Below are 24577 nucleotides of genomic sequence, written 5' to 3'. Positions count from 1 at the left end.
GCATCCGCCAGTGCCGACTCGGAGTAGCGCACGTCGTCGTCGGCGATCACGATGCGCGGCTGCTCGGTCGCGTCGATGCCGGTGAGCACGCCGGCGACCTTGCCGTTCGGGGTCGTGCGATCGGGGCGGATGTGGCGCACGAGCGGTGCCCACGCGCGGTGGTGTTCGCTGAAGACCGGCTCCGCGGAGCCGTCGACGACCACGACGTCGGCCCAGTCGCGGAGCCGCTCGAGGTAGGCGGTCAGCTCGGCGCGCTCGCGGCGGGAGGTCGCCGCATCCCAGCGCAGCGGCAGGATGTAGTCGACGCCCGTCCGCTGGCTCACCGGCGCTCGGCTCAGCCCTCGGCGCCGGTGAAGAAGGCCTCGGCGACCCGCGCGAGGTCGAAGAGGTCGCTCACGCCCGCGAGCTCGCGCGCCGAGTGCATCGACAGGATCGGGATGCCGACGTCGACCGTGCGGATGCCGAGCCGCGTCGCGGTGATCGGCCCGATCGTCGAGCCGCACGGCACCGTGTTGTTCGACACGAAGGACTGGCTCGAGACGCCCGCCGCCGCGCACCACCCGTGCCAGGCGGCGGCACCCGCGCCGTCGGTCGCGTAGCGCTGGTTGGCGTTGATCTTCAGGATCGGGCCGGAGCCGAGAAGCGGCTGCACCACCGGGTCGTGCTTCTCGGCGAAGTTCGGATGCACCGAGTGGCCGACGTCGCTCGAGACGCACCACGACGACGCGAGCGCGCGCATCCGCTCGCCGCGGTCGGCACCGAGGGCGAGGCCGATGCGCTCGAGCACGTCCTCGAGGAAGGGGCCGGCCGCGCCCGAGCGGGTCGCCGAGCCGATCTCCTCGTGGTCGAAGACCGCGAGCATCGGGATGTGGTCGCCGTCGAAGCCCTCGGCGGCCGCCTGGAGCGCGACCACGCCCGCGTGCACGCTCGCGAGGTCGTCGAGCCGGCCGGCCGCGAAGAAGACGTCGTCCTTGCCGAAGAGCGCGCCCCGGGCGGCGTCGGCGGTCGTGAGGTCGTAGCCGCGGATGCGGGCGGCATCGACGCCGGCGGATGCGGCGAGCTCGGCGAGCAGGTCGGCCGACTCGGGCGCGCCGAGGCCCCACACCGGCTGCGTGTGCGCCTGCTTGTCGAGCGTGAGCCCGTCGTTCGCGGTGCGGTCGAGGTGGATCGCGAGCTGCGGCAGGCGCAGCAGCGCGCCGGAGTCGGCGAGCACCTCGGTGCCGTCGTCGAGCACGAGCCGGCCGGCGAGGCGCAGCTCGCGGTCGAGCCACGAGTTGAGGAGCGGGCCGCCGTAGATCTCGACGCCCGCCTGCAGCCAGCCGAGCCGGCCGGTTGTCGGCTGCGGCTTGAGCTTGAAGCCGGGCGAGTCGCTGTGCGCGCCGAAGACCCGCACGGGCGTCGTCGCCGTCGCGCCCTGCGGCACGACCCAGGCGATGACCGCGCCGTCGCGCACCACCAGGTGCTTGCCCGGGGTCTTGGGCCACGCATCCGTCTCGTCGAGCGGGGTGAAGCCGGCCCCCTGCAGACGGCGGGCGACCTCGGCGGCGGCGTGGAAGCTCGAAGGGGATGCGTCGACGAAGTCGGCGAGACCCTCGGCGTGGGCGACGGGTGCGACGGGCACAGAACCTCCAGGGCAGCGGTGCTCCGAGCCTAGCCGCGGCCAGCCGAGGGGCCGCCGCCTCCGCCGCCGCCTCAGCCAGCCACAGGTAGAGGGCGAGTCGCTCGATGGCGGATCGCTTCGGAGCGACTCGCCCTACACCTGCTGTGGAACGGGCTGGCGGAGGTGCGCCTACCGCACCGTGCCGGTCGTCAGCAGGTACTCGAGCTGCACGAGGTCGCCGTCGCGGTAGCGCTCGCCGAGCGCTTCGAGCTCGCGGTCGAGCTCGGCGACCCGCTCCGGCTGGTCGGCGATGCCGCGGTAGGTGACGATCGTCGGCCCGTAGGTGCGCTTGAAGAAGTCGCGGAACTCGGCGCCCGAGCCGAAGCGGCGCACATCGAGCAGCTCCTTGCGGAACGTCAGCTCGACGCGCTCGCCCAGCAGCTCGCGCACGTGCGCCTCCGAGCCCCACAGCACCGCGGGCTGCGCCCCGGGCGGCGGCGTCGGCGCGAACGGCTTCATGATCTTGAACATCTCGCCGATGAAGCCCTCCGGTGTCCAGGCGAGCAGGCCGATCCGCCCGCCGGGCCGCACGACCCGCACGAGCTCGCGCGCCGCGGCCTCGTGGAAGGGCGCGAACATGATGCCGACGCACGAGATGGCGACGTCGAACTCGCCGTCCGAGAACGGCAGCGCCTCCGCATCCGCCGCCTGCCACGCGATGTCGAGGCCGGAGCCGGCCGTGCGGGCGCGCCCGGCCTCGAGCAGCTCGGGCGTCAGGTCGCTCGCGACGACGCTCGCGCCGCGCTCTGCGGCGGGCACGGATGCGTTGCCGTCGCCCGCGGCGATGTCGAGCACGCGCTCGCCCGACTGGATGCCGACGGCCTCGACGAGCCGGGGGCCGGTGGGCGCGATGACCTCGTGCGCGACGGCGGGGTAGTCGCCGAGCGCCCACATGGTGGCGTGCTTGGCCTTGATCTCCGGAGCGGCAGTGGTGACCGCTGCAGCGATGGTGTTCATTCCTGGGGTGATCCTCTCTGATCGTTCGCGATCGTCGATCGCGGGCACGACTGTCCTCCCGCGGCGCCCCGCCATCCAGTGCTGGATCTGTACCGATCGCGGTACTCGGATCGGCACCGGATCGCCTCTGGCGCGAGCGCCGCGACAGGCGTTCACTGGGTGCCGGATGCGGGAGGCCGACATGAGTGGATATGGCCAGTTCTGCCCGGTCGCGAAGGCGATGGAGCTCCTCGACGAGCGGTGGACCCTGCTCGTCATCCGCGAACTGCTCGCCGGCTCGACCCGCTTCAACGACCTGCGCCGCGGCGTGCCCCACATGTCGCCCGCGCTGCTGTCGAAGCGGCTGCGCCGGCTCGAGCACGCGGGCCTCGTGCGCAAGCGCGTCGAGGGCTCGCGCACCGACTACCGGCTGACGCAGTCGGGCGAGGAGCTGCGGCCGATCGTCGACGGGCTCGCCGCGTGGGGCGTGCGCTGGATCGGCGAGCTCGGGCAGGAGGACTTCGACCCCCACCTGCTGCTGTGGGACATGCGCCGGCAGATCGACATCGCGGCGTGGCCCCGCCGCCGCACGGTCGTGGCGATGCGCTTCACCGATGTGCAGCCGGGCGCCGCGCACTGGTGGCTCGTGTGCCACGAGGGCGACCTCGACCTGTGCGACTTCGACCCGGGCTTCGCGGTCGCGGCGACCGTGACGACGCAGCTGCCGGTCATGACGCGCATCTGGCGCGGCGATCGCTCGTGGGCGCACGCGCTGCGGGCGGAGGAGCTGCGCATCGACGGCGACGCGGATGCGGTCGGTCGCGTGCCCGCGTGGCTCGGCCAAGCGGGGTGGGCGTCGGTGCCGCGGCCGAGCGAGCGCGAGCTCGCGGCGGTGCGCGAGCCGGCACTCGCCGGCTGAGTCAGCGGCGCTCGGGGCCCTCGCGCGTCAGCGCAGCGCCTGCTTGATCTGCTCGCGCTCCTTCTCGAGCTTCCGCACCCGGCGGCTCACCTTGAACAGCCGCACCGAGCCGAGCAGCGCGGTGATGAGCACGCCGGCGATCGCGGCGAAGAGCATCGCGACGCCGAGCGGCAGGCTGAAGTCGAGGCCGAGGAACGCGAAGTCGGCCGGCTCGTTGTTCTGCAGGATGAAGATGAGCAGCAGCACGAGGATGACCGTGCCCAGGATGAGCGCGACCCACGTCGCGCCCGAGATGCCCTGGCGCTGGTGGCCGTCGAGGGTCGGGTCGAGGCGCACCTCCTTCGGCTCGGCGGATGCGGCACTCCGGCCGGTCGAGGCGGCCTGCGTGTCTGCGCCGGTCGAGGTCGCGGGCACGCTGCGCGGGGCGGGCGTCGTGGTCGGGTCCTGGTTCTCGGCCATGGCGGCTCTCCTTGCTCGCGGCTTGCGCTGGTGGGGGACACGCTAGCCACGCGAGCCTGAGATCCGGTGTGCGCGGCCGGGACCGTCGCGCCCGACCATCCGTCAACCGGCTCCGTGCGTCGTCGAGCGACTGCGAACGGCTGGCGGCACACCCAACCGGTTGAGCAACGAGCGCGATCGCGGTCAGGCGGAACGCGGGCGCCGCTCGGGCGGCGGCGGCACCGTCTTCGCGGCGATGATGTCGGCGATCGCGATGACCACCTCGCCGCGACGGGTCGCGACCGTGCACGTGGTGTCGCCGACGTGCACGAGCTCGCCGAGCGCATCCGTCGCCTTGTGGGTGTCGCCGTGCAGCCGGTAGCGCACGACGACGCGCGTGCCGAGCGGCAGCGCGCGCAGCTCGGCGGGTGTCATCGGCGCATCACCACGAACCGGGCGCGTAGTCCTTCAGGAAGACGCCGAAGAGGTCCTCGCCCGCCTCGCCACGCACGATCGGGTCGTAGACGCGCGCGGCGCCGTCGACGAGGTCGAGCGGCGCGTGGAAGCCTTCCTCGGCGAGCCGCACCTTCGTGAAGTGCGGGCGCTCGTCGGTGATCCAGCCCGTGTCGACCGCCGTCATGAGGATGCCGTCGCTCTCGAACATCTCGCGCGCGCTCGTGCGGGTGAGCATGTTGAGCGCGGCCTTCGCCATGTTCGTGTGCGGGTGGCCGGGGCCCTTGTAGCCGCGGCCGAAGACGCCCTCCATCGCCGAGACGTTGACGATGTAGGTGCGGCGCGCGGTCGACGCGGCGAGCGATGCACGCAGCCGCGAGACGAGCAGGAACGGCGCCGTCATGTTGGCGAGCTGCACCTCGAGCATCTCGAGCGGCTCGACCTGGTCGACGTGCTGCGTCCACGAGTTGACGTGCGCCTCGTCGGGCAGCAGGCCGCCCGCGTCGATCGCGGTGCCGGCCGCGAGCCGCTCGAGCGACGACGAGCCCGCGGCCATCGCCTGCTGCGTGAGCTCGTCAGCGGTCACGGCGGCGCTCGCGAGGATCGGGTGCCTCGCGACCGAGGCGGCGAGGGCGAGCGGATGCGCGTCGTTCGTGTGCCCGAACGTCACGAGCTCGGGGAGCGGGCCGTCGGGCAGCGGCGCGAGCTCCGCCTCGACGAGCGGCGCGTAGGCGCCCGCCGAGCGGCGCACCGTCTGCGCGGCGTTGTTGATGAGGATGTCGAGCGGACCGGCGGCCGCGACCTCCTCGGCGAGCCCGATGACCTGCGCCGGATCGCGCAGGTCGATGCCGACGACCTTCAGCCGGTCGATCCACTCGCCCGAGTCGGGCATCGCCGAGAACCGCCGCACGGCATCCCTCGGGAACCGCGTCGTGATCGTCGTGTGGGCGCCGTCGCGCAGCAGCCGCAGCGCGATGTGCATGCCGATCTTCGCCCGGCCGCCCGTGAGTAGCGCGCGCTTGCCGGTGAGGTCGGTGCGGGCGTCGCGCTTCGCGTGGCTCATCGCCGCGCAGTCGGGGCAGAGCTGGTGGTAGAACGCGTCGACGACCGTGTACTGCTGCTTGCAGATGTAGCAGCCGCGCGCGCGGATGAGCGTGCCGGCGGTGGGGGATGCACTGCGGGTCTCGAGCGGGATGCCGCGCGTCTCGTCGTCGATGCGGTCGGGCGCGCCGGTGGCGGTCTTCGCCACGACGGCGCGGTCGGCGGCCTGGATGCGCGCGTGCTTCGCCTTGCGGCTCGCGAGCTTGACCTCCTTGAACATGTTCGCGGTGGCCTGCCGGACGGCGACGTAGTGGGGGTCGTCGCGGTCCATGCGGTGGAGCGTCTCGAGCACGCGGAGCGTGGTGGCGACGTCGTCGGCGGAGAGCGTCTCGACGGCGTCTGCGGGCGCGCCGGAGGGAGCCGAATGGTGGGGGAGCACAGGCCAGTCTACCGAGCGCAGCGCGCCGACCGCCGACTCGAGCGATCTTCAACCGGATAGCAGGTGGGGCGCGTCACATATCTCCTCGGCCCACCGGCTATCCGGTCGAAAAGTGCTCGCGGGCGGGCGGCGCGGGGGTCGGTGCGACAGACTCGACGGGATGCCCCTCCTCGACCTCGCCCCCTCGCCCTGGGACCCCGACGCCGCCTTCGACGCGTTCGCCGAGTGGTCCGCCGAGCGCGGGCTGCCGCTCTACCCGGCGCAGGAGGAGGCGCTCATCGAGGTCGTGAGCGGCTCGAACGTCATCCTCTCGACGCCGACCGGCACGGGGAAGTCGCTCGTCGCCGTCGGCGCGCACTTCGCCGCCCTCGCGCAGGGCACGCGCACCTTCTACACCGCGCCGATCAAGGCGCTCGTGAGCGAGAAGTTCTTCCAGCTCGTCGACGTCTTCGGCGCCGAGAACGTCGGCATGGTCACGGGCGACTCGTCGGTGAACGCCGACGCCCCGATCATCTGCTGCACCGCTGAGATCCTCGCGAACCTCGCCCTGCGCAACGGCGAGCAGACCGACGTCGGCCAGGTCGTGATGGACGAGTTCCACTTCTACGCCGACCCGCAGCGCGGCTGGGCGTGGCAGGTGCCGCTGCTGACGCTCCCGCAAGCGCAGTTCATCCTCATGTCGGCGACGCTCGGCGACGTCACCCGCATCGCCGACGACCTCAGCCGTCGCACCGGCCGCGAGACCGCGCAGGTCACGGGCGTCGAACGGCCCGTGCCGCTCACCTACGAATACGCGATGACGCCCGTGCACGAGACGATCGAGGAGCTGCTCTCGACCCAGCGCTCGCCCGTCTACATCGTCCACTTCTCACAGGCGGCCGCGCTCGAGCGCGCGCAGGCGCTCACCTCGGCGAAGATCACCACGCGCGAGCAGCGCGACGAGATCGCCCGCGCGATCGGCGACTTCCGCTTCACGACCCGCTTCGGCCAGACCCTCTCGCGGCTCGTCCGCCAGGGCATCGGCGTGCACCACGCGGGGCTGCTGCCGAAGTACCGCCGGCTCGTCGAGCAGCTCGCGCAGCAGGGGCTGCTGCGCGTCATCTGCGGCACCGACACGCTCGGCGTCGGCATCAACGTGCCCATCCGCACGGTGCTCCTCACGGGGCTCACGAAGTTCGACGGCTCCCGGATGCGTCACCTCACCGCGCGCGAGTTCCACCAGATCGCGGGCCGCGCCGGCCGCGCGGGCTACGACACCGCCGGCACCGTCGTCGCGCAAGCGCCGGAGCACGAGGCCGAGAACGCCAAGATGCTCGCGAAGGCCGGCGACGACCCGAAGCAGCGCCGCAAGCTCGTGCGCAAGAAGGCGCCCGAGGGCTTCGTCTCGTGGGGCAAGCCCTCGTTCGAGAAGCTCATCGAGGCCGAGCCCGAGCCGCTGCAGTCCCAGATGCGCATCAGCCACTCGATGCTGCTCAACATCATCGGCCGTGGCGGCGACGCGTTCGCCGAGGTGCGCGAGCTCATCGAGTCGTCGCACGAGCCGCGCGCGAAGCAGCTCGAGCTCAAGCGGCGCGCGCTCGCGATCTACCGCACGCTCCGCACCGCGGGCATCGTCGAGCAGCACCCCGATCCGCGAGACGCCGACGCGCCCCCGCGCATCCGCCTCACCGTCGACCTGCAGCCGAACTTCGCGCTCAACCAGCCGCTCTCGCCGTTCGCGCTCGCCGCGATCGATCTGCTCGATGAGGCCAGCCCGACGCATCCGCTCGACGTCGTCTCGGTCATCGAGGCGACGCTCGACGACCCGCGGCCGATCCTCTCGCAGCAGCAGTTCCTCGCCCGCGGCGAGGCGGTCGCCGCGATGAAGGCCGAGGGCATCGAGTACGAGGCGCGCATGGAGCTGCTCGAGGACGTCACGCACCCGAAGCCCCTCGAGGAGCTGCTCACCGAGGCGCTCGCGATGTTCGCCGAGTCGCAGCCGTGGGTGCGCGACTTCGAGCTCTCGCCGAAGTCGGTCGTGCGCGACATGTGGGAGCGGGCGATGACGTTCGCCGACTACGTGCAGCACTACGGGCTCTCGCGCTCGGAGGGGCTCGTGCTGCGATACCTCTCGGATGCGTTCCGGGCGATCCGGCAGACGGTGCCCGACGAGGTCAAGGGCGAAGAGCTGCTCGACCTCATCGAGTGGCTCGGCGCGGTCGTGCGGCAGGTCGACTCGAGCCTGCTCGACGAGTGGGAGGAGCTCATGCACCCCACCGCGCCGGGCGAGGCGCCGGTTGCGCCCCCGCCGCCGCCCTCGGTCGTGGCGAACCCGCGCGCGTTCCGGGTGCTCGTGCGCAACGAGCTGTTCCGGCGCGTGCAGCTCGCGGCGCTCGACAAGCACGAGGAGCTGGGCGAGCTGGATGCGTCGTCGGGCTTCGACGCGGATGCGTGGGGCGAGGCGCTCGACGCCTACTACGACGAGCACGGCTCGATCGGCACGGGGGCGGATGCGCGGAGCTCGCGGATGCTCGTCATCGACGAGGGGCCGGAGGTGTGGGAGGCGCAGCAGATCCTCGCCGACCCGGCCGGCGACCACGACTGGCGCATCTGGGCGACGATCGACCTCGCGGCCTCGGCCGAGGAAGGCCGGGCGGTCGTGCGGGTGACCCGGGTCGGGCGGCTGTAGCCCGCGGGGCGCTCAGCCGCCCGCGGGACGCGCACGGCATGCTGGTCACGATCACGGAGCTGACCAAGGAGCACCATGCCGCTGCAAGGGGAGTACGCGCCGAGCGAGTCGGAGTGGGCGCGCAAGCAGGCCGAGACGTTCGAGGCGACGGGCGGTCGCGAGGCCAACACGCTGCGCGGCAAGCCGATCATCGTGCTCACGAGCGTCGGCGCCAAGAGCGGCAAGCTGCGCAAGACCGCGCTCATGCGCGTCGAGCACGAGGGGGAGTACCTCGTGGTGGCGTCCAAGGGAGGCCACCCGACGCATCCCACCTGGTACTGGAACCTCAAGCGCAACCCGCACGTCGAGCTGCAGGACGGCGCTGAGAAGCACGACTACCTCGCGCGCGAGCTCGAGCCGGGCGAGGAGCGGGATGCGTGGTGGGCGCGGGCGGTCGAGGCCTGGCCCGACTACGCGAGCTACCAGGAGAAGACCGAGCGGCTGATCCCGGTGTTCCTGCTGACGCGCATGGAGGACTGAGGTCAGAGGCGGCCGTCGAAGGGCGACGGCTCGGCGTCGGTCGTGAGGCGGAAGAGGCGCACCTCGCGGCCGGAGTCGCGCTCGTACTGGCGGTAGCCGGGCCACTGGCGCTCGATGCGCGTCCAGGCGGCGTCGCGGTCGGCTTCGGGGATGCGGTCGGCGCGCACCCGGTAGGCGCGGCCGCGCACGACGACCTCGGCGTCCGGATGCGCGGCGAGGTTCGCCGTCCAGGCAGGGTGCTGCGCTCGCGCGAAGCTCGTGCCGGCGACGATCGCGCCGCCCGCGCCGTCGGGCGTGTACATGAGCTCGACGCTGCGCGGCTCGCCGCTCTTCGCGCCGGTCGAGGCAGCACGAGCGAGGGCACGAGGATGCCCGAGACGATGAGCCGCCCGCCGGTCAGGCGGCGGAGGATGCGCTCGGCGACCGGGAGCGCCTTCGGGGCGACGCGCCGGAACCAGCGCGTGCGCGAGACGGGCGAGAGGAGGCGGCGCAGCGTGCGCACGAGCGGGCCGACCATGCGGCGATCATCGCAGGTCGGCGCCTCGCGCATCGTCGCCCGACGCTCAACCGGTTCCGTGCGTCGCCGAGCCCTCGTCGTCGGTCGGCCGCGCAGCTGCCCGGTCGAGCGACTCGTCGAGCGGGCCAGGCGTCAGCTTGCGGCCCGGGCGGGCGCGAACTCGGCAGCGAGCTCGGCCGCGAGCTCGGCGACATCGGTGTAGCCGGCGAAGTCGCGGTCCGGCTGCGCCGCACGATCGGCGTGCGAGACGAGCGCCTTGACGCGCTTCACGACGGTGCGCGCGGGCGTGCTCCGCAGCTCGTGCCCGACGGCGGCGAGCCACGTCTCGGCCGCCGCCTTGAGCGCGACGTAGTTGGCGTTGCCGGCGGTCGGCCGCTCGAGCCCCGTCGTCGAGACGATCGCGATGACGCCTGCCTCCGAGCGCCCGATCGCGGGCGCGAGCGCCCGCGTGGTGTTGCGCAGCGTGCCGACGACGCGTCGCTCGAGCCACGCCCAGTCCTCGTCGGACTGGCCCGCGAGCCCGCCGCCGCCCCGCCAGCCGCCCACGAGGTGCACGAGCCCGTCGAGCTCGCCGACCTCCGCGGCGAGCGACCGCACCGCCTCGAGGTCGGTGAGGTCGCACTCGAGGTGCGCCGACGCATCCACGAGTCCGAGCCGGTCGGCGTTCGAGCCGACCGCGATGACGTGGTGGCCCGCTTCGAGCAGAGCGGTCGCGGTGGCGTGCCCGAGGGCGCTCGTGGCGCCGGCGATGAGGATGCGCATGCGCCCCAGTCTGCCCGGCTACCGCTCGGCGTTCACGATCGCGAGCTCGACGTGCGCGGTGACCGCGGCCGCGGCGAGCGCCATGCCGAGGAGCGAGACGATGACCGAGCGGCGAGCGAGCGCGGTGAGCGCGAGCGTCGAAGCGATCGTGACGAGCGCGATGAGCGGGGCCGCGACCGCGAGCACGTCGATCACCGCGAGCACTCGCTCGGCGTAGCGGGGATGGCAGACGGCGACCGCCTCCGGGCACGCGCTCGTCGTCGTCACCCGCCCGACGTCGCGCAGCAGGAAGCCCGGCGCGTTGAGCACGACGGGCGCGAGCATCACCGGCAGCACGCCGCGGATCGCCTCGCGCTTCTGCTCCGACGGCGGGAGCGGGTTCGCGAGGCCCATGGCCCGACGGTAGCCCTCCCGCGGTGATCCCGACAGGGCCGAGTCGGCCTGCGCGTCAGCGGACGAGCAGCAGCGGCAGCACGAGGCCGACGACCATCGAGGCCATGATCGCGGCGACGCCGATCGCGGCGGCGGGGAGCGCGCGCCGGCGCCGCACGGCGAGCACCACGACGGCGACGAGCGTCGCGAGCCAGAGGCCGATCGGCAGCTGCCACACCAGCAGCTCCGACCAGCCGCGCATCGTCCACCAGTCGTCGTGCCCCTGCGAGGCGAACCAGAGGATGCCCATGAGCACGAGCGCGGGGAACGCGGCGAGCAGCGGCAGCGCGAGCAGCACGCCGCTCCACACCGGATCGGCGACGCCGGGCGATGCGTCGGCGACCTCGGGCGGCGGTGCTGCGGTCACGGCGCCAGCATAGGCGCGCGGGTCAGTCCGGCGAGAAGACATCCTCGATCGTGCAGCCGAAGACGGCGGCGAGCCGGAACGCGACCGGGAGCGAGGGGTCGAAGCGGCCCTTCTCGATCGAGATGACGGTCTGGCGCGAGACCCCGAGCTCGTCGGCGAGCCGCTGCTGCGACCAGCCGAGCTCGGCCCGGCGCTCGGGGAGCGCGTTGCGCATCAGGCGTCGGCTCGCTTGGCGAGCTGGTAGCGCACGCCGAAGTCGGCCATGACGAGCGTCCCGAAGACGATGAGCAGCATCCCCGTGTCGACCTGCAGCTGCGTGAACGAGAAGAGCGCCGCGCCGATGCCGACCGTGATGAGCACGTCGTGCATCGTGCCCTCGGCCGCCTTCGAGTACCAGCGCGCCTCCACGGAGTCCTCGGGCCGGTCGATCGCGCCCTTGAGCGACGAGCGGTCGACGAGCAGCGCCCACGGCAGCATGATGCTCACCGGCAGCGTCACGAACGCGACGATGGCGAAGCGCAGCCACTCCTCGCCGGTCTCGCCCAGCCAGGCGTAGAGCGCCCCGAGGCCGCTCGAGATGCCGAGGCCGATCGCGAGCGACACGATGACGAGCGCGGCGGTGCCGCCGCCGAAGCGCGCGCGGCCGATGTTCGACTTCGGGGCGGATGCGGTGGGCTGGCTCACGGGGTCTCCTTGCGTCGAGCGCGGGTCGATGTGTCAAGGAGACTGTACGGTCAAGCTCGCTTGACTGTCAAGTTCGCTTGACTCGCTCGATCCATGCCTCCCCGTGGATCGAGTAGGCGGCGCAGCCGCCGCATCGAGATCTCGTCTCGATACGGCCCTGCGGGCCTACTCGACGAGCGGAGGGAGGGGGCTCAGTAGGCGAAGGAGATGTGCTCCCGGCGGTGCGCGCCCGCCTCGATCTCGTCGACGACCGCGAGCGCGAAGTCGGGGCCGGAGATGACCGAGCCGCCGTCCGCGTCGAAGAACGCGTCCTCGCCGCCCGTGCGGTACTCGCCGCGGCGCGTCTGGTCGGGCACGAAGCCGCCGAACGTGCCGGCGGGCGAGACGTAGGTCCAGTCGACCCCGTCCGTCGCCGCGACGCGCTCGTAGGCCGAGAAGAGCTCGAGCGACTCCGGCTTGTACTCGGGCGCGAACGCGTCGGTGTTCACGATCCGCTCGCCGTCGGCGTCCTTCAGCGAGCCGAATCCGCCGACTATGAGGAACCGCGCACCGGTCTCCGCGACGCGCGTCGCGACGTCGGCATACGCATCCGCCACCTTGCCCTCCATGTCGCCGCGCGGCGAAAGCGCGCCGACGACGACCTCGGCGCCATCGAGCGCCTGCGCGAGCACGTCGCCGTCGAGCACCGAGCCGCGGATGACGCGCGCGCCCTCGGGTGCCTCGCTCGGCGTCGACCGGGAGACGAGGGTGAGCTCGTGGCCGCGGCTCGCGGCCTCCTTCGCGATCCATCCGCCCGCGAACCCCGTCGCGCCGAGCACCGTGATCTTCGCCATGCCGTCCTCCTCGAGAAGTGTGTGTCCTCGAGCCAACCGAGACGATGCCTGGTGCATTCCGCGCTCGGTCCCGTCCTCTGTCACCCGACTCCCAGGAGGCTCGGATGCGACACGCGGGCCGCGTGCTGACGCTCCGCCCGTAGCGTCGGTGCTCCGCCCGAGGTCACCAGGTCTCGGGCTTCGATCGTTCGGGAGGAACCACATGTATCTCCACCGCCAGGAGCTGCAGCACAAGGCCACACCGGACAAGCCCGATGCGGTCTACGCGCGCAAGCTGCAGGAGGTGCTGGGCGGGCAGTACGGCGAGATCTCGGTCGCGATGCAGTACTCGTTCCAGGCCTGGAACATGCACATGCCCGGCAAGTACCGAGACCTCGTCTTCGGCATCGCCGCCGAGGAGATGGGGCACGTCGAGATGCTCGCCGTGATGATCGCGCAGCTGCTCGAGAAGGCGCCGCTCGGCATCACCGACGACGCGGTGCAGTCCGACCCGACCGTCGCCGCGGTCGTCGGCGGCACCGACATCCAGCACGGCATCGTCGCCGGCGCGGGAGCGCGTCCGGTCGATTCGATGGGCAACCCCTGGCAGGGCAGCTACATCACCGCGAGCGGCAACCTGCTCGCCGACTTCACGGCCAACGCGAACGCCGAGATGCAGGGCCGCGTGCAGGTCGCCCGGCTGTACCACATGACCGACGACCACGGCGTGCGGGACCTGCTGAAGTTCCTGCTCGCGCGCGACACGATGCACCAGAACCAGTGGATGGCGGCAGCGGCCGAGCTGCGCGAGGAGGGCCTCGAGGGCTGGCCGGTGCCGTCGAACTTCCCGCAGTCGAAGGAGCACACCGACGTGTCGTACGAGTACATCAACTTCAGCGACGGCGAGGCCGCGAGCGAGGGCAGCTGGGCGAAGGGCCCGACGCCCGACGGCCACGGCGAGTTCTCCTACCGCGCCGAGCCCGAGCCCGGCGTGCCGATGCCGCCGGCGACGCAGCCCGACGCGCGCTGGTACGGCACGACGCCGAAGCCGAACACGATGGAGAAGATCGCCGGCGAGGTGCAGGACAAGCTCCACATGGAGTGAGCCGCGCCGCCCTGCGACGGGTGCAGGACGACCGACGGGGTGCTGGCGGACCAGCACCCCGTCGCTGCGAGCGCACCCGTCGCAAGGGAAGAGGGTCGGCTACACCGTCTCGGCGGTGATGCCCTTCGTCGAGGCGATGACGTCGCGCATCTTCTTCTCGAAGGCCTCGTAGAACATCGAGAGCGGGAACTCGTCGTCCATCACGAGGTCGGTGAGCTGGCGTGGCGTGCCGTCGAGCGGCAGGTCCCCGGCCTTCCACGCGGATGCGGGGTGCGGCTCGACGACGGAGGAGACGAGCTCGTAGGCGGCGAGCCAGTGCGCGACCTTGGGCCGGTCGATCGACTTCCAGTAGAGCAGCTCGATCGCCTCGCCGAGCTTGTTGACGACGTCGGGCACCTCGTCCCAGTCGAACGCGAGCTGCGTGTCGGTCCAGTGCAGCACGCGGTGCTGGTGCAGCCACGCGAACAGCAGCTGGCCGCCGAGCCCGTCGTAGTTGCGCACCCGCGAGCCGGTGATCGCGAAGCGGAAGATGCGGTCGAAGATGACGGCGTACTGCACGAGCTTCGCGTGCTTCGCGAGGTCGCGGTCGGCATCCGTCGCGTGCTCGTCGGCCGCGATGCGCCGCTCGATCGCGACCGCCTCGCGGAACGCGGTGAGGTCGCAGCGCAGCTCCTCGAGCGAGTAGAGGAAGAACGGCATGCGCTGCTTGATCATGAACGGGTCGAAGGGCAGGTCGCCGCGCATGTGGGTGCGGTCGTGGATGAGGTCCCACATGACGAAGGTGCGCTCGGCGAGGCCCTGGTCGGCGAGCATCTCGGCGGCGTCGGCGGGCAGCTCGAGCTTCGTGACGTCGCACGCCGCCTCGACGACGCGGCGGAAGCGCGCCGCCTCGCGGTCCTGGAAGATCGCGCCCCACGTGAACGCCGGGATCTCGCGCATCGCGACCGTCTCGGGGAAGAGCACGGCCGAGTTCGTGTCGTAGCCGGCGGTGAAGTCGATGAAGCGCAGCGGCACGAAGAGCTTGTTCGAGTAGTCGCCCGCCTCGAGGTCGGCGATGAACTCGGGCCAGATGACCTCGACGAGCACGGCCTCGACCTTGCGGTCGGGCGAGCCGTTCTGCGTGTACATCGGGAAGACGACGAGGTGCTGCAGCCCGTCGACGCGGTGCTCCTGCGGCTGGAACTGCACGAGCGCGTCGAAGAAGTCGGGCTCGCCGAAGCCCGAGGCGGCCCAGCGCTCGAAGTCGCGCACGGCCTGCTCGAGGTAGGCGGCGTCGTGCGGGAACTCGGGGGCGATGTCGCGGATGCCCTGGGTCAGGTCGGCGACGTGGGCGCGCGCGCTCTCGTGGTGCGCGGCGTCGTCGATGGCGCCGCTCTTCGACTGGAGCGGCTGCAGCGCGGTCGCTGCGGCCTTGATGCGGAGCCAGGCGGGGTGCTGGCGGAGGTCGGCGGCGGTGGCCTGGGTCATCGTCATGGGAGCCTCCCTGGCGGTCGGAGCGGGGCAGCGGCACGGCCGGATCGGGCCGTCGGGCGCACCAGTGGTGCGTGTTTCCAGCGTATGGGCGGCTCAGCGCACGCATCTTGCGTTTCGGCCGCCGTTTCCTGCCCGTTCGGCGCCGCACGGCGGAGCCTGCGGTCTCGCGCAACGCTCTTGCGCGAGGCGCTGAGCATCGCCTCAGGAGGCCGGCAATCCGGCTCGTCGCGCGCGAGCCTCCGCCAGGCTTGAGGTCGGCAGTCGAGCAGGAGCGGGAGGTCGCCATGGACGGGGCTCCCACGCAGCAGCACGCCCCGCATCGCATCGGCGGGCAGCTCGCCGCGGTGGTGGCGCTGCACTTCGGCGCAGCCGTGGTCATCGAGCGCTTCGGCGCCGCGCGGCTCGGCCGGCTGCTCGGCGTGCCCCTCCCGCACGGCGGCGGACTCGGCGCGACGATCGCCGGCTGGGCGGTCGCCTCAGCGGGCCCGCTCGCGCTCTGGGTGCTGCTCATCGTCGCGCGCGCCGTGCTCCTGCGGCGCGGCGACTCGGCGTTCTGGTTCATCGGCACGGCGATGCTCGTGGCTGCCACGACGTTCACGATCGCGCTCGCGCACGGGCTCCTCGGCGAGGGCGTCGACGTGCGCTCCGTCGCCGCGGCGATCGCGGGCTGGCTCCTGCCGGGCTGCGCCGCGCTCGTCGCGGGCGCCGGGCACCTCGCGCGGCGGCGGGGCGAGCGGCGCTGAGCCGCCGAGCCCCGAGCTCAGACGAGCGAGCTCGCCACGAGGAAGCCGGTCCAGCTGCCGACCGCCGCGGCGATCGGCGCGAGGATCGCCCACCGCTGCTTCGTCGCGGCGGCCGCGGCGCCGATGCCGTTGCCGACGAGCGTGCACGCGAGCAGCGCCACCCAGAAGGTGAGCCGCGCCGGTCCCTCATCGGCGCCCGACGCCTGCGCGGCCTGCACGAGCGAGCCGTCGCCGATCGGCGCGAGCAGCAGCACGCCGAGGATGTTCGCGAACACGAGCACCCACGTCGCGAGCCGCCAGCGGTCGGCCGGCGTCCACTCGCGCTGCGGCTCGAGCTCCTCGTCGTCCCACTCCGTGCTCACGACCGCACCGCCTCGCGCGCGGCGCGACCCGACGCATCCGCCATCAGAAGATCATCGGGCGGTCGTCGTCGAGCTCGGTCTCGAGGTCGAGGTCGACCACGACCGGCACGTGGTCGCTCGGCGCGTCGCCCGCGCGCTCGTCGCGGTGGATCGCCGCGCGCGTGACGAGGTCGGCGAGCTCGGGGCTGCCGAGCACGAAGTCGATGCGCATCCCCTCGTCCTTGTTCCAGCGCCCCGCCTTGTAGTCCCAGTAGGTGTAGCCGCGGGCGCGGTCGCGCACGACGTCGACGAGCCCGGCCTCGAGCAGCGCGCCGAACGCCTCCCGCTCGGGCACCGACACGTGCGTCGAGCCGTCGAAGGCGCCGATGTCCCACACGTCGGTGTCGAGCGGCGCGATGTTGAAGTCGCCCATGAGCGCGAGCGGCTGCCCGCGCCACTCGTCGAGCAGCCCCGTGAGCACCCGCAGCCACTCGAGCTTGTAGCCGTAGTGCGCGTGGGTGAGCTCGCGGCCGTTGGGCACGTAGAGGCTCCAGAGCCGCACGCCCTCGACCGTCGCGGCCATCGCGCGCGCCTCGACCACCGGGTCGCCGGTGTTGGCGTAGCCGGGCTGGCCCGGGAAGTCGCGCTCGACCTCGGTCATCGGCAGCCGCGACGCGATCGCGACGCCGTTCCACTGGCTGTGCCCGTGCGCCTGCACCTCATACCCCGCGGCCTCGAACGCCGCATAGGGGAACTGCTCCGTCTTGCACTTGATCTCCTGCATCGCGAGCACGTCGACGTCGCTGCGCTCGAGCCAGTCGACGATGCGGGCCGTGCGAGCGCGCACGGAGTTCACGTTCCAGGTGGCGATGCGCATGCTCCGAGCCTAGATGGGCGGCGGATGCGTGGGGTGCGGGCGCGCGTGTACCCCTGGTGCACACTGGATGCATGGGAAACGCGCGCGAACGCTATCTCCAGGCGCTCGATCTCTTCTCCGCCGAGGCGCGAGCCGGGGCCGATCGGCTCGGCCTGCCGTCGGCGTGCACCGACTGGTCGATCGCCGATGTCATCCGCCACGTGTCGGGCGTGCAGGCCGAGCACGGCGGCGCCGCGCTGCTGGGCCGCGCCGCCGACGCGAGGGAGCGGGCGCACCTCGAGCTCATGGGCCCGGGCGGCGACTTCGAGGCCGTCGAGCGCTGGGAGGAGCTCGCGGCGCAGCTGCGATCCGCCGCGCACGTCGCGGTCGAGGAGACCTTCGCAGACCTCGCGCTGCCGACGCTCGACATGGCGCTCCACGCGTGGGACGTGCGCTGGGCATCCGCTCGCGTCGGTCTCGCGGGCAACCTCGAGTTCCCCGCCGACCTGCTCGAGTGGATGGAGGCGTTCCGCGACAGCGCCGACGAGGCGGCCGTGCGCCGGCCGGGCATCTTCGACGCGCCGGTCGAGCCGCCCGCGGGCGCGACCCGCTCGGAGCAGCTCGTCGCGTGGGCGGGCCGCGACCCGCGCACGGGCATGCGGCCGCGCGCCGACAGCGTGCCCGTGCCGACCGACGCGTCCTGACGCATCCGCGAAGTAGCCTGGTGGGCGTGACCGCGCGCGACCGACTCATCCAGCTCATCCGCGACGAGGCCGTCTTCCACGGCGACTTCGTGCTCACGAGCGGCAAGCGCGCGAGCTACTACATCGACCTGCGCAAGCTCTCGCTCGACCACCGCGCCGCGCCGCTCATCGGCGACGTGCTGCTCGACCTCATCGCCGACATCCCCGACGTCGCGGCGGTGGGCGGCCTCACGATGGGCGCCGACCCGCTCGCGAACGCCGTGCTGCACCGGGGGCTCGTGCGCGGGCTCGAGGTGGATGCGTTCGTCGTGCGCAAGGAGCCGAAGGACCACGGCCGCGGCCGCCAGATCGAGGGACCGGATCTCGCCGGCAAGCGCGTCGTCGTCGTGGAGGACACGTCGACGACCGGCGGCAGCCCGCTCAAGGCGATCGAGGCGCTGCGGAAGGTCGGCGCAGAGGTCGTCGCCGTCGCCGTGATCGTCGACCGCGCGACGGGCGCGCAAGCGGCGATCGAGGCGGCGGGCGTCGAGTACCGCGCGGCGATCGCGCTCGGCGACCTGGGGCTCGAGCCGCAGTAGCGGGCTGGAGCGGGGAGCGACCGCCGCTCGTGCCAGACTTGCTTGTCTGACAGCGGCGGGAAGAAGGTCACGTGGGCGGAGTGCTGATCGGCTTCGGCATCATCGGCTTCGTCATCCTAGTCGGCTGGCTGCTCGCGCGCTTCCGGATCGTCGACCAGGAGGGGCGGCTCGTCCTCAACCGCACGAGCTTCTTCGCGGCGAGCCCCGCGCTGCTGTTCACGGTGCTGAGCGAAGCCGACGTGGGCCTGCTCTTCTCGAGCGTGCTCGCGGTCGCCCTCGTCGCGTTCATCGCGGTCGCACTCATCTACGCCGTCGTCGCGCGCATCTGGTTCACCCGCGACCCGAGCCGCATCGCGCTCGCCGCGACCGCGACCGGCTACTCGAACATCAACAACATCGGCCTGCCCGTGGCGATCTACGTCATCGGCGACGCGAGCTTCGTCGGCCCGATGCTGCTGCTCCAGCTGCTGCTGCTCGCCCCCGCCCTGCTCGCGACGCTCGACATCCTGAGCGCAGGGCGCGCATCCGTCGGCCGGATCCTGACGCAGCCGCTCCGCAACCCCATGCTCATCGCCTCGGCGCTCGGGGCGCTCGTGTCGGCGCTCGAGATCGAGCTGCCCGATCCGGTGCTCGCGCCGCTCGAGATCCTCGGCGGAGCGGCGGTGCCGCTCATGCTGCTCGCGTTCGGCATCTCGCTGCGCGGCGAGCGGCCGCTGCAGCCGGGCTCGGGCCGCAAGGAGGTCGCGCTCGCGGTGCTGCTCAAGTCGCTCATCATGCCGGTCGTGGCGTTCGCGCTCGCGCGCTTCGCCTTCGGCCTCGACGAGCAGCTCGTCTATGCGTGCACGGTGATGGCGGCGCTGCCGAGCGCGCAGAACATGTACCAGTACGCGCTGCGCTACGACCGCGCGACGCTCATCACCCGCGACATCGTGCTGCTGACGACCTTCGGCTCGCTGCCGGTGATGCTGCTGATCGCCTGGCTCCTCGGGCCGGCCTAGGCCCCGCCCATCCCCGGCCACTCGGTGAGCGGCGGTGCCGGCCGCAGCCGGCCGGTCTCGGGCACCGGCAGCTCCCAGAAGCGGGCGTCGCCGCCGACCGCGCCGAGGTCGTCGCGCTTGACGCGCACCCGCTCGGGCGTCACCTCCGTCACCCGCACGCGCACGTCACCGTCGTCGAGCGACAGCAGGAACGCATCCATCAGCCACGCGATCGAGTGGTCGTCGAGCGCCTCCTCGGCGGCGAGCCAGTCGCTCGCCTCGGCGAGCGGACGGCCGAGCAGATCCATCGGCTGGAAGTCGTCGCCGACCATCCGCAGGTAGCCGACGGTCTCGCCGTCGGGCCGTCGGTGGGGCATCCAGTCGCTCGGGATCATGCCGACAACGATACGGCGGATGCGCGAGGGCACGTCGGGCGGGATGGCCTACGGTGTGCGCATGAGCGATGCCGCACCGCAGCACCCACCGCACGCGACGGCCGGGCGGCCGCCGCAGCAGTACGCGCCGCCCGCGCGCCGCGGCGGCGGCCGAACGTTCGCGATCCTGGCGCTCGTCGTCGCCGGCCTCGAGGTGCTCACCGGGCCGCTCATGGTGCTCGTGCTGAGCGGCGCCATCCGCGCGGGGCTCGACCCCTCGGGCATCGGCCTGCTGAGCGGCGGCGTCGGCGCGCTCAGCGCGGTGCTCGGCGCCATCGCCGCGGCGCTCGCGATCGTCTCGATCCTCCGCCGCGAGCCGGCGCGCGTGCTCGCTGGCATCGCGCTCGGCATCGCGATCTCGGCGCTCGCGTCGCTGATCGCGTCGGCCCTGCAGGTCGTGCTCTTCTCGTTCTGAGTCGCGGGCGCGGCGGGGCTCACGGGCGTCGCGGCCGCTACTGCGAGAGCTCGCTGTCCAGGCGGTCGAGCAGCGCTTCGAGCGAGATCTCGAACTCCTCGTCGCTGCGGTCCTCGCTCAGCAGGGGCCGCAGACGAAGGACCTCCGGCGCGTCGTCGAGCATGAGCTCGCCGTCAGCGTGCGGGATGGTCGCGTCGCCCTCGTCGAGCGGCTCCTCGACCGGACCGGTGTCGGCTCCCCGCACCGACGACTCGAGCAGCAGCTGCCCGAGCAGGAAGCTGCTGAAGAGGCGGTAGGTCGTGACGGCCTGCTGATCGCTGAAGCCCTGCTGCACGAGGGTGCTGAGCAGGGTCTCGACGACCTCGACGCTGCGCAGCGGCGGGCGCAGCCACGGTGCCGCCGGGTGCCGGGTCGCGACGAGCGGGAAGGCCTTCGGGTGCTCGATCGCGATGCGCCGCACCCGATGCGCGAACATCTGGAGGAAGCCCTGCCAGTGCTCGGCGAGCTCCTCGTCGAGCTCTGCCGTCAGGTCGCCCATGAGCCGGTTCACGACGCCCTCGAGCAGGTCCTCCTTGCCGTGCACGTAGCGATACAGCGCCATGGCCTCCACGCCGAGGTCTTGCGCTAGCGATCGCATGGTGAGGCCGTGGGGCCCGGATCGGTCGATGTGCGCGAGGGCGGCGTCGATGACCAGCTCTTGGCTCAGCCGCCGGGTGGGCGCGGCGGACGCCGGCTTGCTGGTCGATCGCTTCGTCATCCGTCTTCCCTCTCGGTGCGGTGGCCCGCGCTCGCGCCCAACGCTACTGTGGTTTACGTTGTAAACCGACGGCTAACGACGACACCGTCACCCATCGATCCACGACCCGACCACGCTTGCGAGGAGCAGCCGTGCAGCGCACGAAGGAGACCGACAGCCTCACGACGCACCTGTCCGCCGCGATCTCGACGCGCGCGGACCGTGCGAGGCTGCGAGGCGCACGCCGCCAGGCGCCTGTGACGACCGAGTTCGAGATCCGCATCCTCCGCGAGGGCGACCGGAAGGTGCTCCACGCCGGTGCGGTCTCGTCGCTCGTCTCCACCGCCTTCCTCGAGGCGCTGTTCATGACGACGAGCGACGCCACGCTGCAGCGCCTCGTGCCGAGGAACCCGCGCGCGCCGCTGTGGGTCATCGCGCGCGGCGTGCACCGCGACTTCGACGAGGCGGCGCTCGCGAGCTTCGCGAGCCGCATGGGAAGACCGGATCTCGCGGCGGCGCTCGGAGAGCCCATCGCCGACGGCACGGTCACGATCGAGGAGCGCTGGGTCGCGATCGGCGGCGGTGCGCCGCCGCTGCTCGAGCCGAGGCTGCGCTGCGGCGACGCATTCGTCGGGCACGAGCCGACGGACGACCCCGACGATGACGGCACGGCTGGAGCCCGCCGCGACTGAGCTGAGCGCAGGAGCTCGGTGCGGCCCGCACCGCTGGCTCGAGCCGGGAGCGCGCCGCCGGGCGTGTGCTCGCGGAATCGTCAAGCCGACGCAGCCGTTGCATCAGTCGTTGCGGTTCGGACGAGCGGGCGAGGGGGTGGCGGTGCGGGAGCAGGGGGAGCGGCGAGCGGCCGTCGTGGTCATCGGCGCGGGCCAGGCCGGGCTCTCGGCCGGCTACCACCTGCAGCAGCGCGGCTTCGCGAGCGCGCTCGACGAGCCGGGGGCCAGGCGCACCTTCGTCATGCTCGACGCGGATGCGGCACCCGGCGGCGCGTGGCAGCACCGGTGGGAGTCGCTGCGGATGGCGACGGTGAACGGCATCTTCGACCTGCCGGGCTTCCCGCAGCCGCCGATCGACCCGGACGAGCCGAGTCGCTCCGCGGTGCCGCGCTACTTCGCCGCCTTCGAGCGCGAGATGGCGCTCCCGATCCTGCGGCCTGTCACGGCGCGACGGGTCGAGCGCGCCGATGACGATCCCGATGGCGAGCTGCTGCTCGACTCGAGCGCGGGCCGCTGGCGCGCCCGGGCCGTCATCAACGCGACCGGCACCTGGAACAATCCGGTGCTGCCGCACTACCCGGGGGCGGAGACGTTCCGCGGCCGGCAGCTGCACACGCGCGACTACGCCTCGGCTGACGAGTTCGCCGGGCAGCGGGTCGCGGTGGTGGGAGGCGGCATCTCTGCCGTGCAGCTGCTCGACGAGCTCTCGCGGGTCGCCGACACCCGCTGGTACACGCGCCGCGAGCCGGTCTTCCTCGAGGGCGGCTTCGTGCCCGAGATCACCGGCCGCAAGGTCATCGAGCAGGTGACGGCCGACGCCGAGGCGGGCAGGCCGACCGGGAGCGTCGTCTCCTACACCGGGCTCATCTGGACGCCGTACGCGCGAGCGGCCAAGGCGCGCGGCGCGCTCGAGCGGCGGCCGATGTTCTCACGCATCGAGCCGCACGGCGTGCGCGAGGCCGATGGCACGCTCACGACGGTCGACGCCATCCTCTGGGCAACCGGCTTCAAGGCCGAGCTCGCGCACCTCGAGCCGCTGGGCCTGCGGAACGAGCTCGGCGCCGTGCCGGTGCGCGGCACCCGCGTCGTCGGCGAGCCGCGCGTGCACCTGATCGGCTTCGGCCCGAGTCAGTCGACGGTCGGCGCGAACCGTGCCGGCCGCGCGGCGGCGCGCGAGCTCGACCGCCTGCTCTCGCGCGCCGACGACCGGGCGCTCGCGGCTCCGGGCGCGCGGCGTAGCGTGGAGGCGTGAGCCTCGCCGACCGCCTCCTCAAGCCGCCGCCGCGCATCGTCGCCGGCGAGCCGGGCACCGGCTGGCTCGGGCTGCTGACGTCGTGGGCGGCCGTCGGCTACGGCGAGGCTGCCGCGGCGAAGGCCGGCGGCCTCCTCATCTCCTTCGACGACGGCGCGTGCGGCATCCACTCGGCGACGGTGTGTCAGGTGGCGGGCTGGGGCGGGCTGCTCATGGGTTTCGTCGTGCTCGGCGTCGCGGCGCTGCTCTCGATCGGCGTCGCGCGCGGCTTCGGTCCGCCCGCCACGTGGTGGGTGCTGCCGGTCATGCTCGGCGCGCTCGCGCTCGCGCCGTTCCAGGCCGTGCCGGGCGCGAGCATCGCCTGGGCGTGGCTGCTCGTCTCGGCGGCGGCCGCTGTCGCGGCGCTCGCCCTCGCGGGCATGGTCGTGCGGCGGGGGAGGGCGGCGCTGTTCGGCTGGATCCGGCTCGACGGCCTCGACGCGCGCGAGGTGCCGCACCGGCCGCTCGACCAGCTCGTCGCGCCGGCCGCCGTCGCCGTCGCGGTCGGCGGAGGGTTCTTCGCGGCCAACGTCGTGCGCCTGCTCTCGGAGGCCTGACCGCCCGACGGCCTCACGGCATCCGTCGTCTCAGACGTCGGCGTGCGGCTCGTCGAGCTCCGACTCGACCGGGGTGCGCTCGACGAGCTCGTGCACGCCCGCGAGCATCTCGTCGGGCCGGAACGGGTAGGTCTCGACGAGCGCGGCGTTCGAGATGCCGGTCATGACGAGCACGGTGTGGAGGCCCGCCTCCATGCCGGCGACGATGTCGGTGTCCATGCGGTCGCCGATCATGCCGGTGACCTCGGAGTGCGCGCCGATCTTGTTGAGCGCGGATCGGAACATCATCGGGTTGGGCTTGCCGACGATGTAGGGCACGCGGCCGGTCGCCTTCGTGATGAGCGCGTTGATCGCGCCGGTCGCGGGCAGGATGCCGGCCTCGCTCGGGCCGGTCGCGTCGGGGTTCGTCGAGATGAAGCGGGCGCCGTCGGCGATGAGCCGGATCGCCTTCGTGATCGCCTCGAACGAGTAGGAGCGGGTCTCGCCCACGACGACGAAGTCGGGGTCGGTGTCGGTCATCGTGAAGCCCGCGTCGTGCAGCGCGGTGATGAGGCCCGCCTCGCCGATCACGTAGGCCGATCCACCTGGCATCTGGTCGTGCAAGAAATCGGCGGTCGCGAGCGCGCTCGTCCAGATGCGCTCCTCGGGCACGACGAGGCCGGATGCGCGCAGGCGCGCTGAGAGGTCACGGGGCGTGAAGATCGAGTTGTTCGTGAGCACGAGGAACTCGACTCCTTGCGACTGCCACTGGTCGAGCAGCTCTTGCGCGCCCGGGAGCGGGTGCTCCTCCTTCACCAGGACACCGTCCATGTCGGTGAGCCAGCACTCGATGTCTGCCCTGGTGCGCATGGAAACAGCGTACGGGCACAACTGTTGCGATGTCTGATCCTTCGAATTTAAAACGACTTTGGACGATGCTGAGGTTTCGTCAAGCGAAACTCAGCCGCCCCTGCGCCTTTGGAACCGGTTACTTGAGTTCGACTCAATAC

At 72.5% G+C, this 24577-nt stretch carries 30 protein-coding genes and 1 pseudogene; 12 read left to right on the top strand and 19 right to left on the bottom strand.

The window, feature by feature from the left end; all coding sequences use genetic code 11:
• The 3 genes and pseudogenes from JQT67_RS07360 to JQT67_RS07350 all read right to left on the bottom strand — a co-directional run.
• Positions 1-323: pseudogene (locus JQT67_RS07360) on the bottom strand (glycosyltransferase family 2 protein); the annotation flags it as partial.
• Positions 324-334: 11 nt separating this feature from the next.
• Positions 335-1621, bottom strand: coding sequence for a M18 family aminopeptidase (locus JQT67_RS07355; RefSeq protein WP_208064123.1), 1287 nt, complete (start codon positions 1619-1621; stop codon positions 335-337).
• Positions 1622-1789: 168 nt separating this feature from the next.
• A complete protein-coding gene (locus tag JQT67_RS07350) occupies positions 1790-2617 on the bottom strand; it encodes a class I SAM-dependent methyltransferase (protein ID WP_208064122.1) in 828 nt (275 codons plus the stop codon).
• A 181-nt stretch (positions 2618-2798) separates the two neighbouring features.
• On the opposite strand from JQT67_RS07350, the gene JQT67_RS07345 reads away from it, so the two are divergent.
• Positions 2799-3515 (top strand): helix-turn-helix domain-containing protein, encoded by a 717-nt coding sequence (locus tag JQT67_RS07345; RefSeq protein ID WP_208064121.1) that lies wholly within the window; start codon positions 2799-2801, stop codon positions 3513-3515.
• Between the two features lie 27 nt (positions 3516-3542).
• Here the strand turns inward: JQT67_RS07345 and JQT67_RS07340 are convergent, their stop codons facing one another.
• The 3 genes from JQT67_RS07340 to JQT67_RS07330 all read right to left on the bottom strand — a co-directional run bounded on the left by JQT67_RS07340 (position 3543) and on the right by JQT67_RS07330 (position 5886).
• A complete protein-coding gene (locus JQT67_RS07340; RefSeq protein ID WP_208064120.1) occupies positions 3543-3974 on the bottom strand; it encodes a lipopolysaccharide assembly LapA domain-containing protein in 432 nt (143 codons plus the stop codon).
• Between the two features lie 183 nt (positions 3975-4157).
• A complete protein-coding gene (locus JQT67_RS07335; protein ID WP_208064119.1) occupies positions 4158-4388 on the bottom strand; it encodes a hypothetical protein in 231 nt (76 codons plus the stop codon).
• A gap of 7 nt (positions 4389-4395) precedes the next feature.
• On the bottom strand, positions 4396-5886 hold the full coding sequence (locus tag JQT67_RS07330; protein WP_307864256.1) for an SDR family NAD(P)-dependent oxidoreductase: 1491 nt from the start codon (positions 5884-5886) through the stop codon (positions 4396-4398).
• 160 nt (positions 5887-6046) lie between these two features.
• Here JQT67_RS07330 and JQT67_RS07325 point away from each other — a divergent pair, with 160 nt between their 5' ends.
• Positions 6047-8554: an RNA helicase gene (locus JQT67_RS07325; protein ID WP_208064118.1), complete on the top strand. Its 2508-nt coding sequence runs from the start codon at positions 6047-6049 to the stop codon at positions 8552-8554.
• Between the two features lie 75 nt (positions 8555-8629).
• Positions 8630-9073 carry a nitroreductase family deazaflavin-dependent oxidoreductase gene (locus JQT67_RS07320; protein WP_208064117.1) on the top strand — a complete coding sequence of 148 codons (444 nt, stop codon included), beginning with the start codon at positions 8630-8632 and terminating at the stop codon, positions 9071-9073.
• Positions 9074-9075: 2 nt separating this feature from the next.
• On the opposite strand, the gene JQT67_RS13475 is transcribed toward JQT67_RS07320, so the two are convergent.
• The 7 genes from JQT67_RS13475 to JQT67_RS07285 all read right to left on the bottom strand — a co-directional run bounded on the left by JQT67_RS13475 (position 9076) and on the right by JQT67_RS07285 (position 12668).
• The gene (locus tag JQT67_RS13475) at positions 9076-9375 is read right to left on the bottom strand and encodes a nitroreductase family deazaflavin-dependent oxidoreductase (protein ID WP_243755793.1); all 300 of its coding nucleotides are present in this window, start codon (positions 9373-9375) and stop codon (positions 9076-9078) included.
• Between the two features lie 347 nt (positions 9376-9722).
• Positions 9723-10352 carry an SDR family oxidoreductase gene (locus tag JQT67_RS07310; protein WP_208064116.1) on the bottom strand — a complete coding sequence of 210 codons (630 nt, stop codon included), beginning with the start codon at positions 10350-10352 and terminating at the stop codon, positions 9723-9725.
• 18 nt (positions 10353-10370) lie between these two features.
• On the bottom strand, positions 10371-10745 hold the full coding sequence (locus JQT67_RS07305) for a hypothetical protein (protein WP_208064115.1): 375 nt from the start codon (positions 10743-10745) through the stop codon (positions 10371-10373).
• A gap of 55 nt (positions 10746-10800) precedes the next feature.
• Positions 10801-11151 (bottom strand): hypothetical protein, encoded by a 351-nt coding sequence (locus tag JQT67_RS07300; protein ID WP_021010339.1) that lies wholly within the window; start codon positions 11149-11151, stop codon positions 10801-10803.
• Between the two features lie 22 nt (positions 11152-11173).
• The gene (locus tag JQT67_RS07295; RefSeq protein WP_208064114.1) at positions 11174-11365 is read right to left on the bottom strand and encodes a helix-turn-helix transcriptional regulator; all 192 of its coding nucleotides are present in this window, start codon (positions 11363-11365) and stop codon (positions 11174-11176) included.
• A complete protein-coding gene (locus tag JQT67_RS07290; RefSeq protein WP_208064113.1) occupies positions 11365-11835 on the bottom strand; it encodes a hypothetical protein in 471 nt (156 codons plus the stop codon). The genes JQT67_RS07295 and JQT67_RS07290 overlap by 1 nt, the downstream gene beginning before the upstream one ends.
• A gap of 191 nt (positions 11836-12026) precedes the next feature.
• Positions 12027-12668, bottom strand: a complete 642-nt coding sequence (locus tag JQT67_RS07285; protein WP_208064112.1) for an NAD(P)-dependent oxidoreductase — start codon at positions 12666-12668, stop codon at positions 12027-12029.
• 202 nt (positions 12669-12870) lie between these two features.
• On the opposite strand from JQT67_RS07285, the gene JQT67_RS07280 reads away from it, so the two are divergent.
• Positions 12871-13752, top strand: coding sequence for a manganese catalase family protein (locus tag JQT67_RS07280; protein ID WP_208064111.1), 882 nt, complete (start codon positions 12871-12873; stop codon positions 13750-13752).
• A gap of 99 nt (positions 13753-13851) precedes the next feature.
• On the opposite strand, the gene JQT67_RS07275 is transcribed toward JQT67_RS07280, so the two are convergent.
• A complete protein-coding gene (locus JQT67_RS07275; RefSeq protein ID WP_208064110.1) occupies positions 13852-15225 on the bottom strand; it encodes a DUF6421 family protein in 1374 nt (457 codons plus the stop codon).
• Positions 15226-15509: 284 nt separating this feature from the next.
• Between JQT67_RS07275 and JQT67_RS07270 the strand changes: the two genes are divergently transcribed.
• Entirely contained in the window at positions 15510-15968 is a 459-nt protein-coding gene (locus JQT67_RS07270; RefSeq protein ID WP_208064109.1) for a hypothetical protein, read from the top strand.
• Positions 15969-15985: 17 nt separating this feature from the next.
• On the opposite strand, the gene JQT67_RS07265 is transcribed toward JQT67_RS07270, so the two are convergent.
• Positions 15986-16330 (bottom strand): hypothetical protein, encoded by a 345-nt coding sequence (locus tag JQT67_RS07265; RefSeq protein WP_208064108.1) that lies wholly within the window; start codon positions 16328-16330, stop codon positions 15986-15988.
• A gap of 43 nt (positions 16331-16373) precedes the next feature.
• Positions 16374-17186 (bottom strand): exodeoxyribonuclease III, encoded by an 813-nt coding sequence (locus JQT67_RS07260; protein WP_021010348.1) that lies wholly within the window; start codon positions 17184-17186, stop codon positions 16374-16376.
• Between the two features lie 71 nt (positions 17187-17257).
• Between JQT67_RS07260 and JQT67_RS13470 the strand changes: the two genes are divergently transcribed.
• From JQT67_RS13470 to JQT67_RS07250, 3 genes are all read left to right on the top strand, one after another.
• Positions 17258-17869, top strand: a complete 612-nt coding sequence (locus tag JQT67_RS13470) for a hypothetical protein (RefSeq protein WP_243755792.1) — start codon at positions 17258-17260, stop codon at positions 17867-17869.
• A gap of 20 nt (positions 17870-17889) precedes the next feature.
• Positions 17890-18447, top strand: coding sequence for an orotate phosphoribosyltransferase (gene pyrE / locus JQT67_RS13465; protein WP_307864255.1), 558 nt, complete (start codon positions 17890-17892; stop codon positions 18445-18447).
• 71 nt (positions 18448-18518) lie between these two features.
• Positions 18519-19445 (top strand): AEC family transporter, encoded by a 927-nt coding sequence (locus JQT67_RS07250; protein ID WP_208064107.1) that lies wholly within the window; start codon positions 18519-18521, stop codon positions 19443-19445.
• Here the strand turns inward: JQT67_RS07250 and JQT67_RS07245 are convergent.
• Entirely contained in the window at positions 19442-19819 is a 378-nt protein-coding gene (locus JQT67_RS07245; RefSeq protein WP_021064980.1) for a hypothetical protein, read from the bottom strand. The genes JQT67_RS07250 and JQT67_RS07245 overlap by 4 nt on opposite strands.
• Positions 19820-19880: 61 nt before the next feature.
• Here JQT67_RS07245 and JQT67_RS07240 point away from each other — a divergent pair, with 61 nt between their 5' ends.
• On the top strand, positions 19881-20273 hold the full coding sequence (locus JQT67_RS07240) for a hypothetical protein (RefSeq protein ID WP_208064106.1): 393 nt from the start codon (positions 19881-19883) through the stop codon (positions 20271-20273).
• Positions 20274-20310: 37 nt separating this feature from the next.
• Here JQT67_RS07240 and JQT67_RS07235 read toward each other — a convergent pair whose 3' ends face one another.
• On the bottom strand, positions 20311-21030 hold the full coding sequence (locus tag JQT67_RS07235; RefSeq protein WP_021010354.1) for a TetR/AcrR family transcriptional regulator C-terminal domain-containing protein: 720 nt from the start codon (positions 21028-21030) through the stop codon (positions 20311-20313).
• A gap of 131 nt (positions 21031-21161) precedes the next feature.
• Between JQT67_RS07235 and JQT67_RS07230 the strand changes: the two genes are divergently transcribed.
• The 3 genes from JQT67_RS07230 to JQT67_RS07220 all read left to right on the top strand — a co-directional run bounded on the left by JQT67_RS07230 (position 21162) and on the right by JQT67_RS07220 (position 23588).
• Positions 21162-21701, top strand: a complete 540-nt coding sequence (locus JQT67_RS07230; protein ID WP_208064105.1) for a hypothetical protein — start codon at positions 21162-21164, stop codon at positions 21699-21701.
• Positions 21702-21810: 109 nt separating this feature from the next.
• Positions 21811-22992, top strand: a complete 1182-nt coding sequence (locus tag JQT67_RS07225) for an NAD(P)-binding domain-containing protein (RefSeq protein ID WP_243755791.1) — start codon at positions 21811-21813, stop codon at positions 22990-22992.
• Entirely contained in the window at positions 22989-23588 is a 600-nt protein-coding gene (locus JQT67_RS07220) for a hypothetical protein (RefSeq protein WP_208064103.1), read from the top strand. Before JQT67_RS07225 ends, JQT67_RS07220 begins: the two co-directional genes overlap by 4 nt.
• Before the next feature lie 30 nt (positions 23589-23618).
• On the opposite strand, the gene JQT67_RS07215 is transcribed toward JQT67_RS07220, so the two are convergent.
• Positions 23619-24437 carry an HAD-IIA family hydrolase gene (locus JQT67_RS07215; RefSeq protein WP_208064102.1) on the bottom strand — a complete coding sequence of 273 codons (819 nt, stop codon included), beginning with the start codon at positions 24435-24437 and terminating at the stop codon, positions 23619-23621.
• Positions 24438-24577 lie beyond the last annotated feature (140 nt).

It is taken from the genome of Agrococcus sp. TF02-05 (assembly GCF_017565345.1).
GTDB lineage: Bacteria > Actinomycetota > Actinomycetes > Actinomycetales > Microbacteriaceae > Agrococcus > Agrococcus pavilionensis.
The sequence above is the reverse complement of the archived record's forward strand: the minus strand, read 5'-3'. Positions and strand labels throughout refer to the sequence as shown.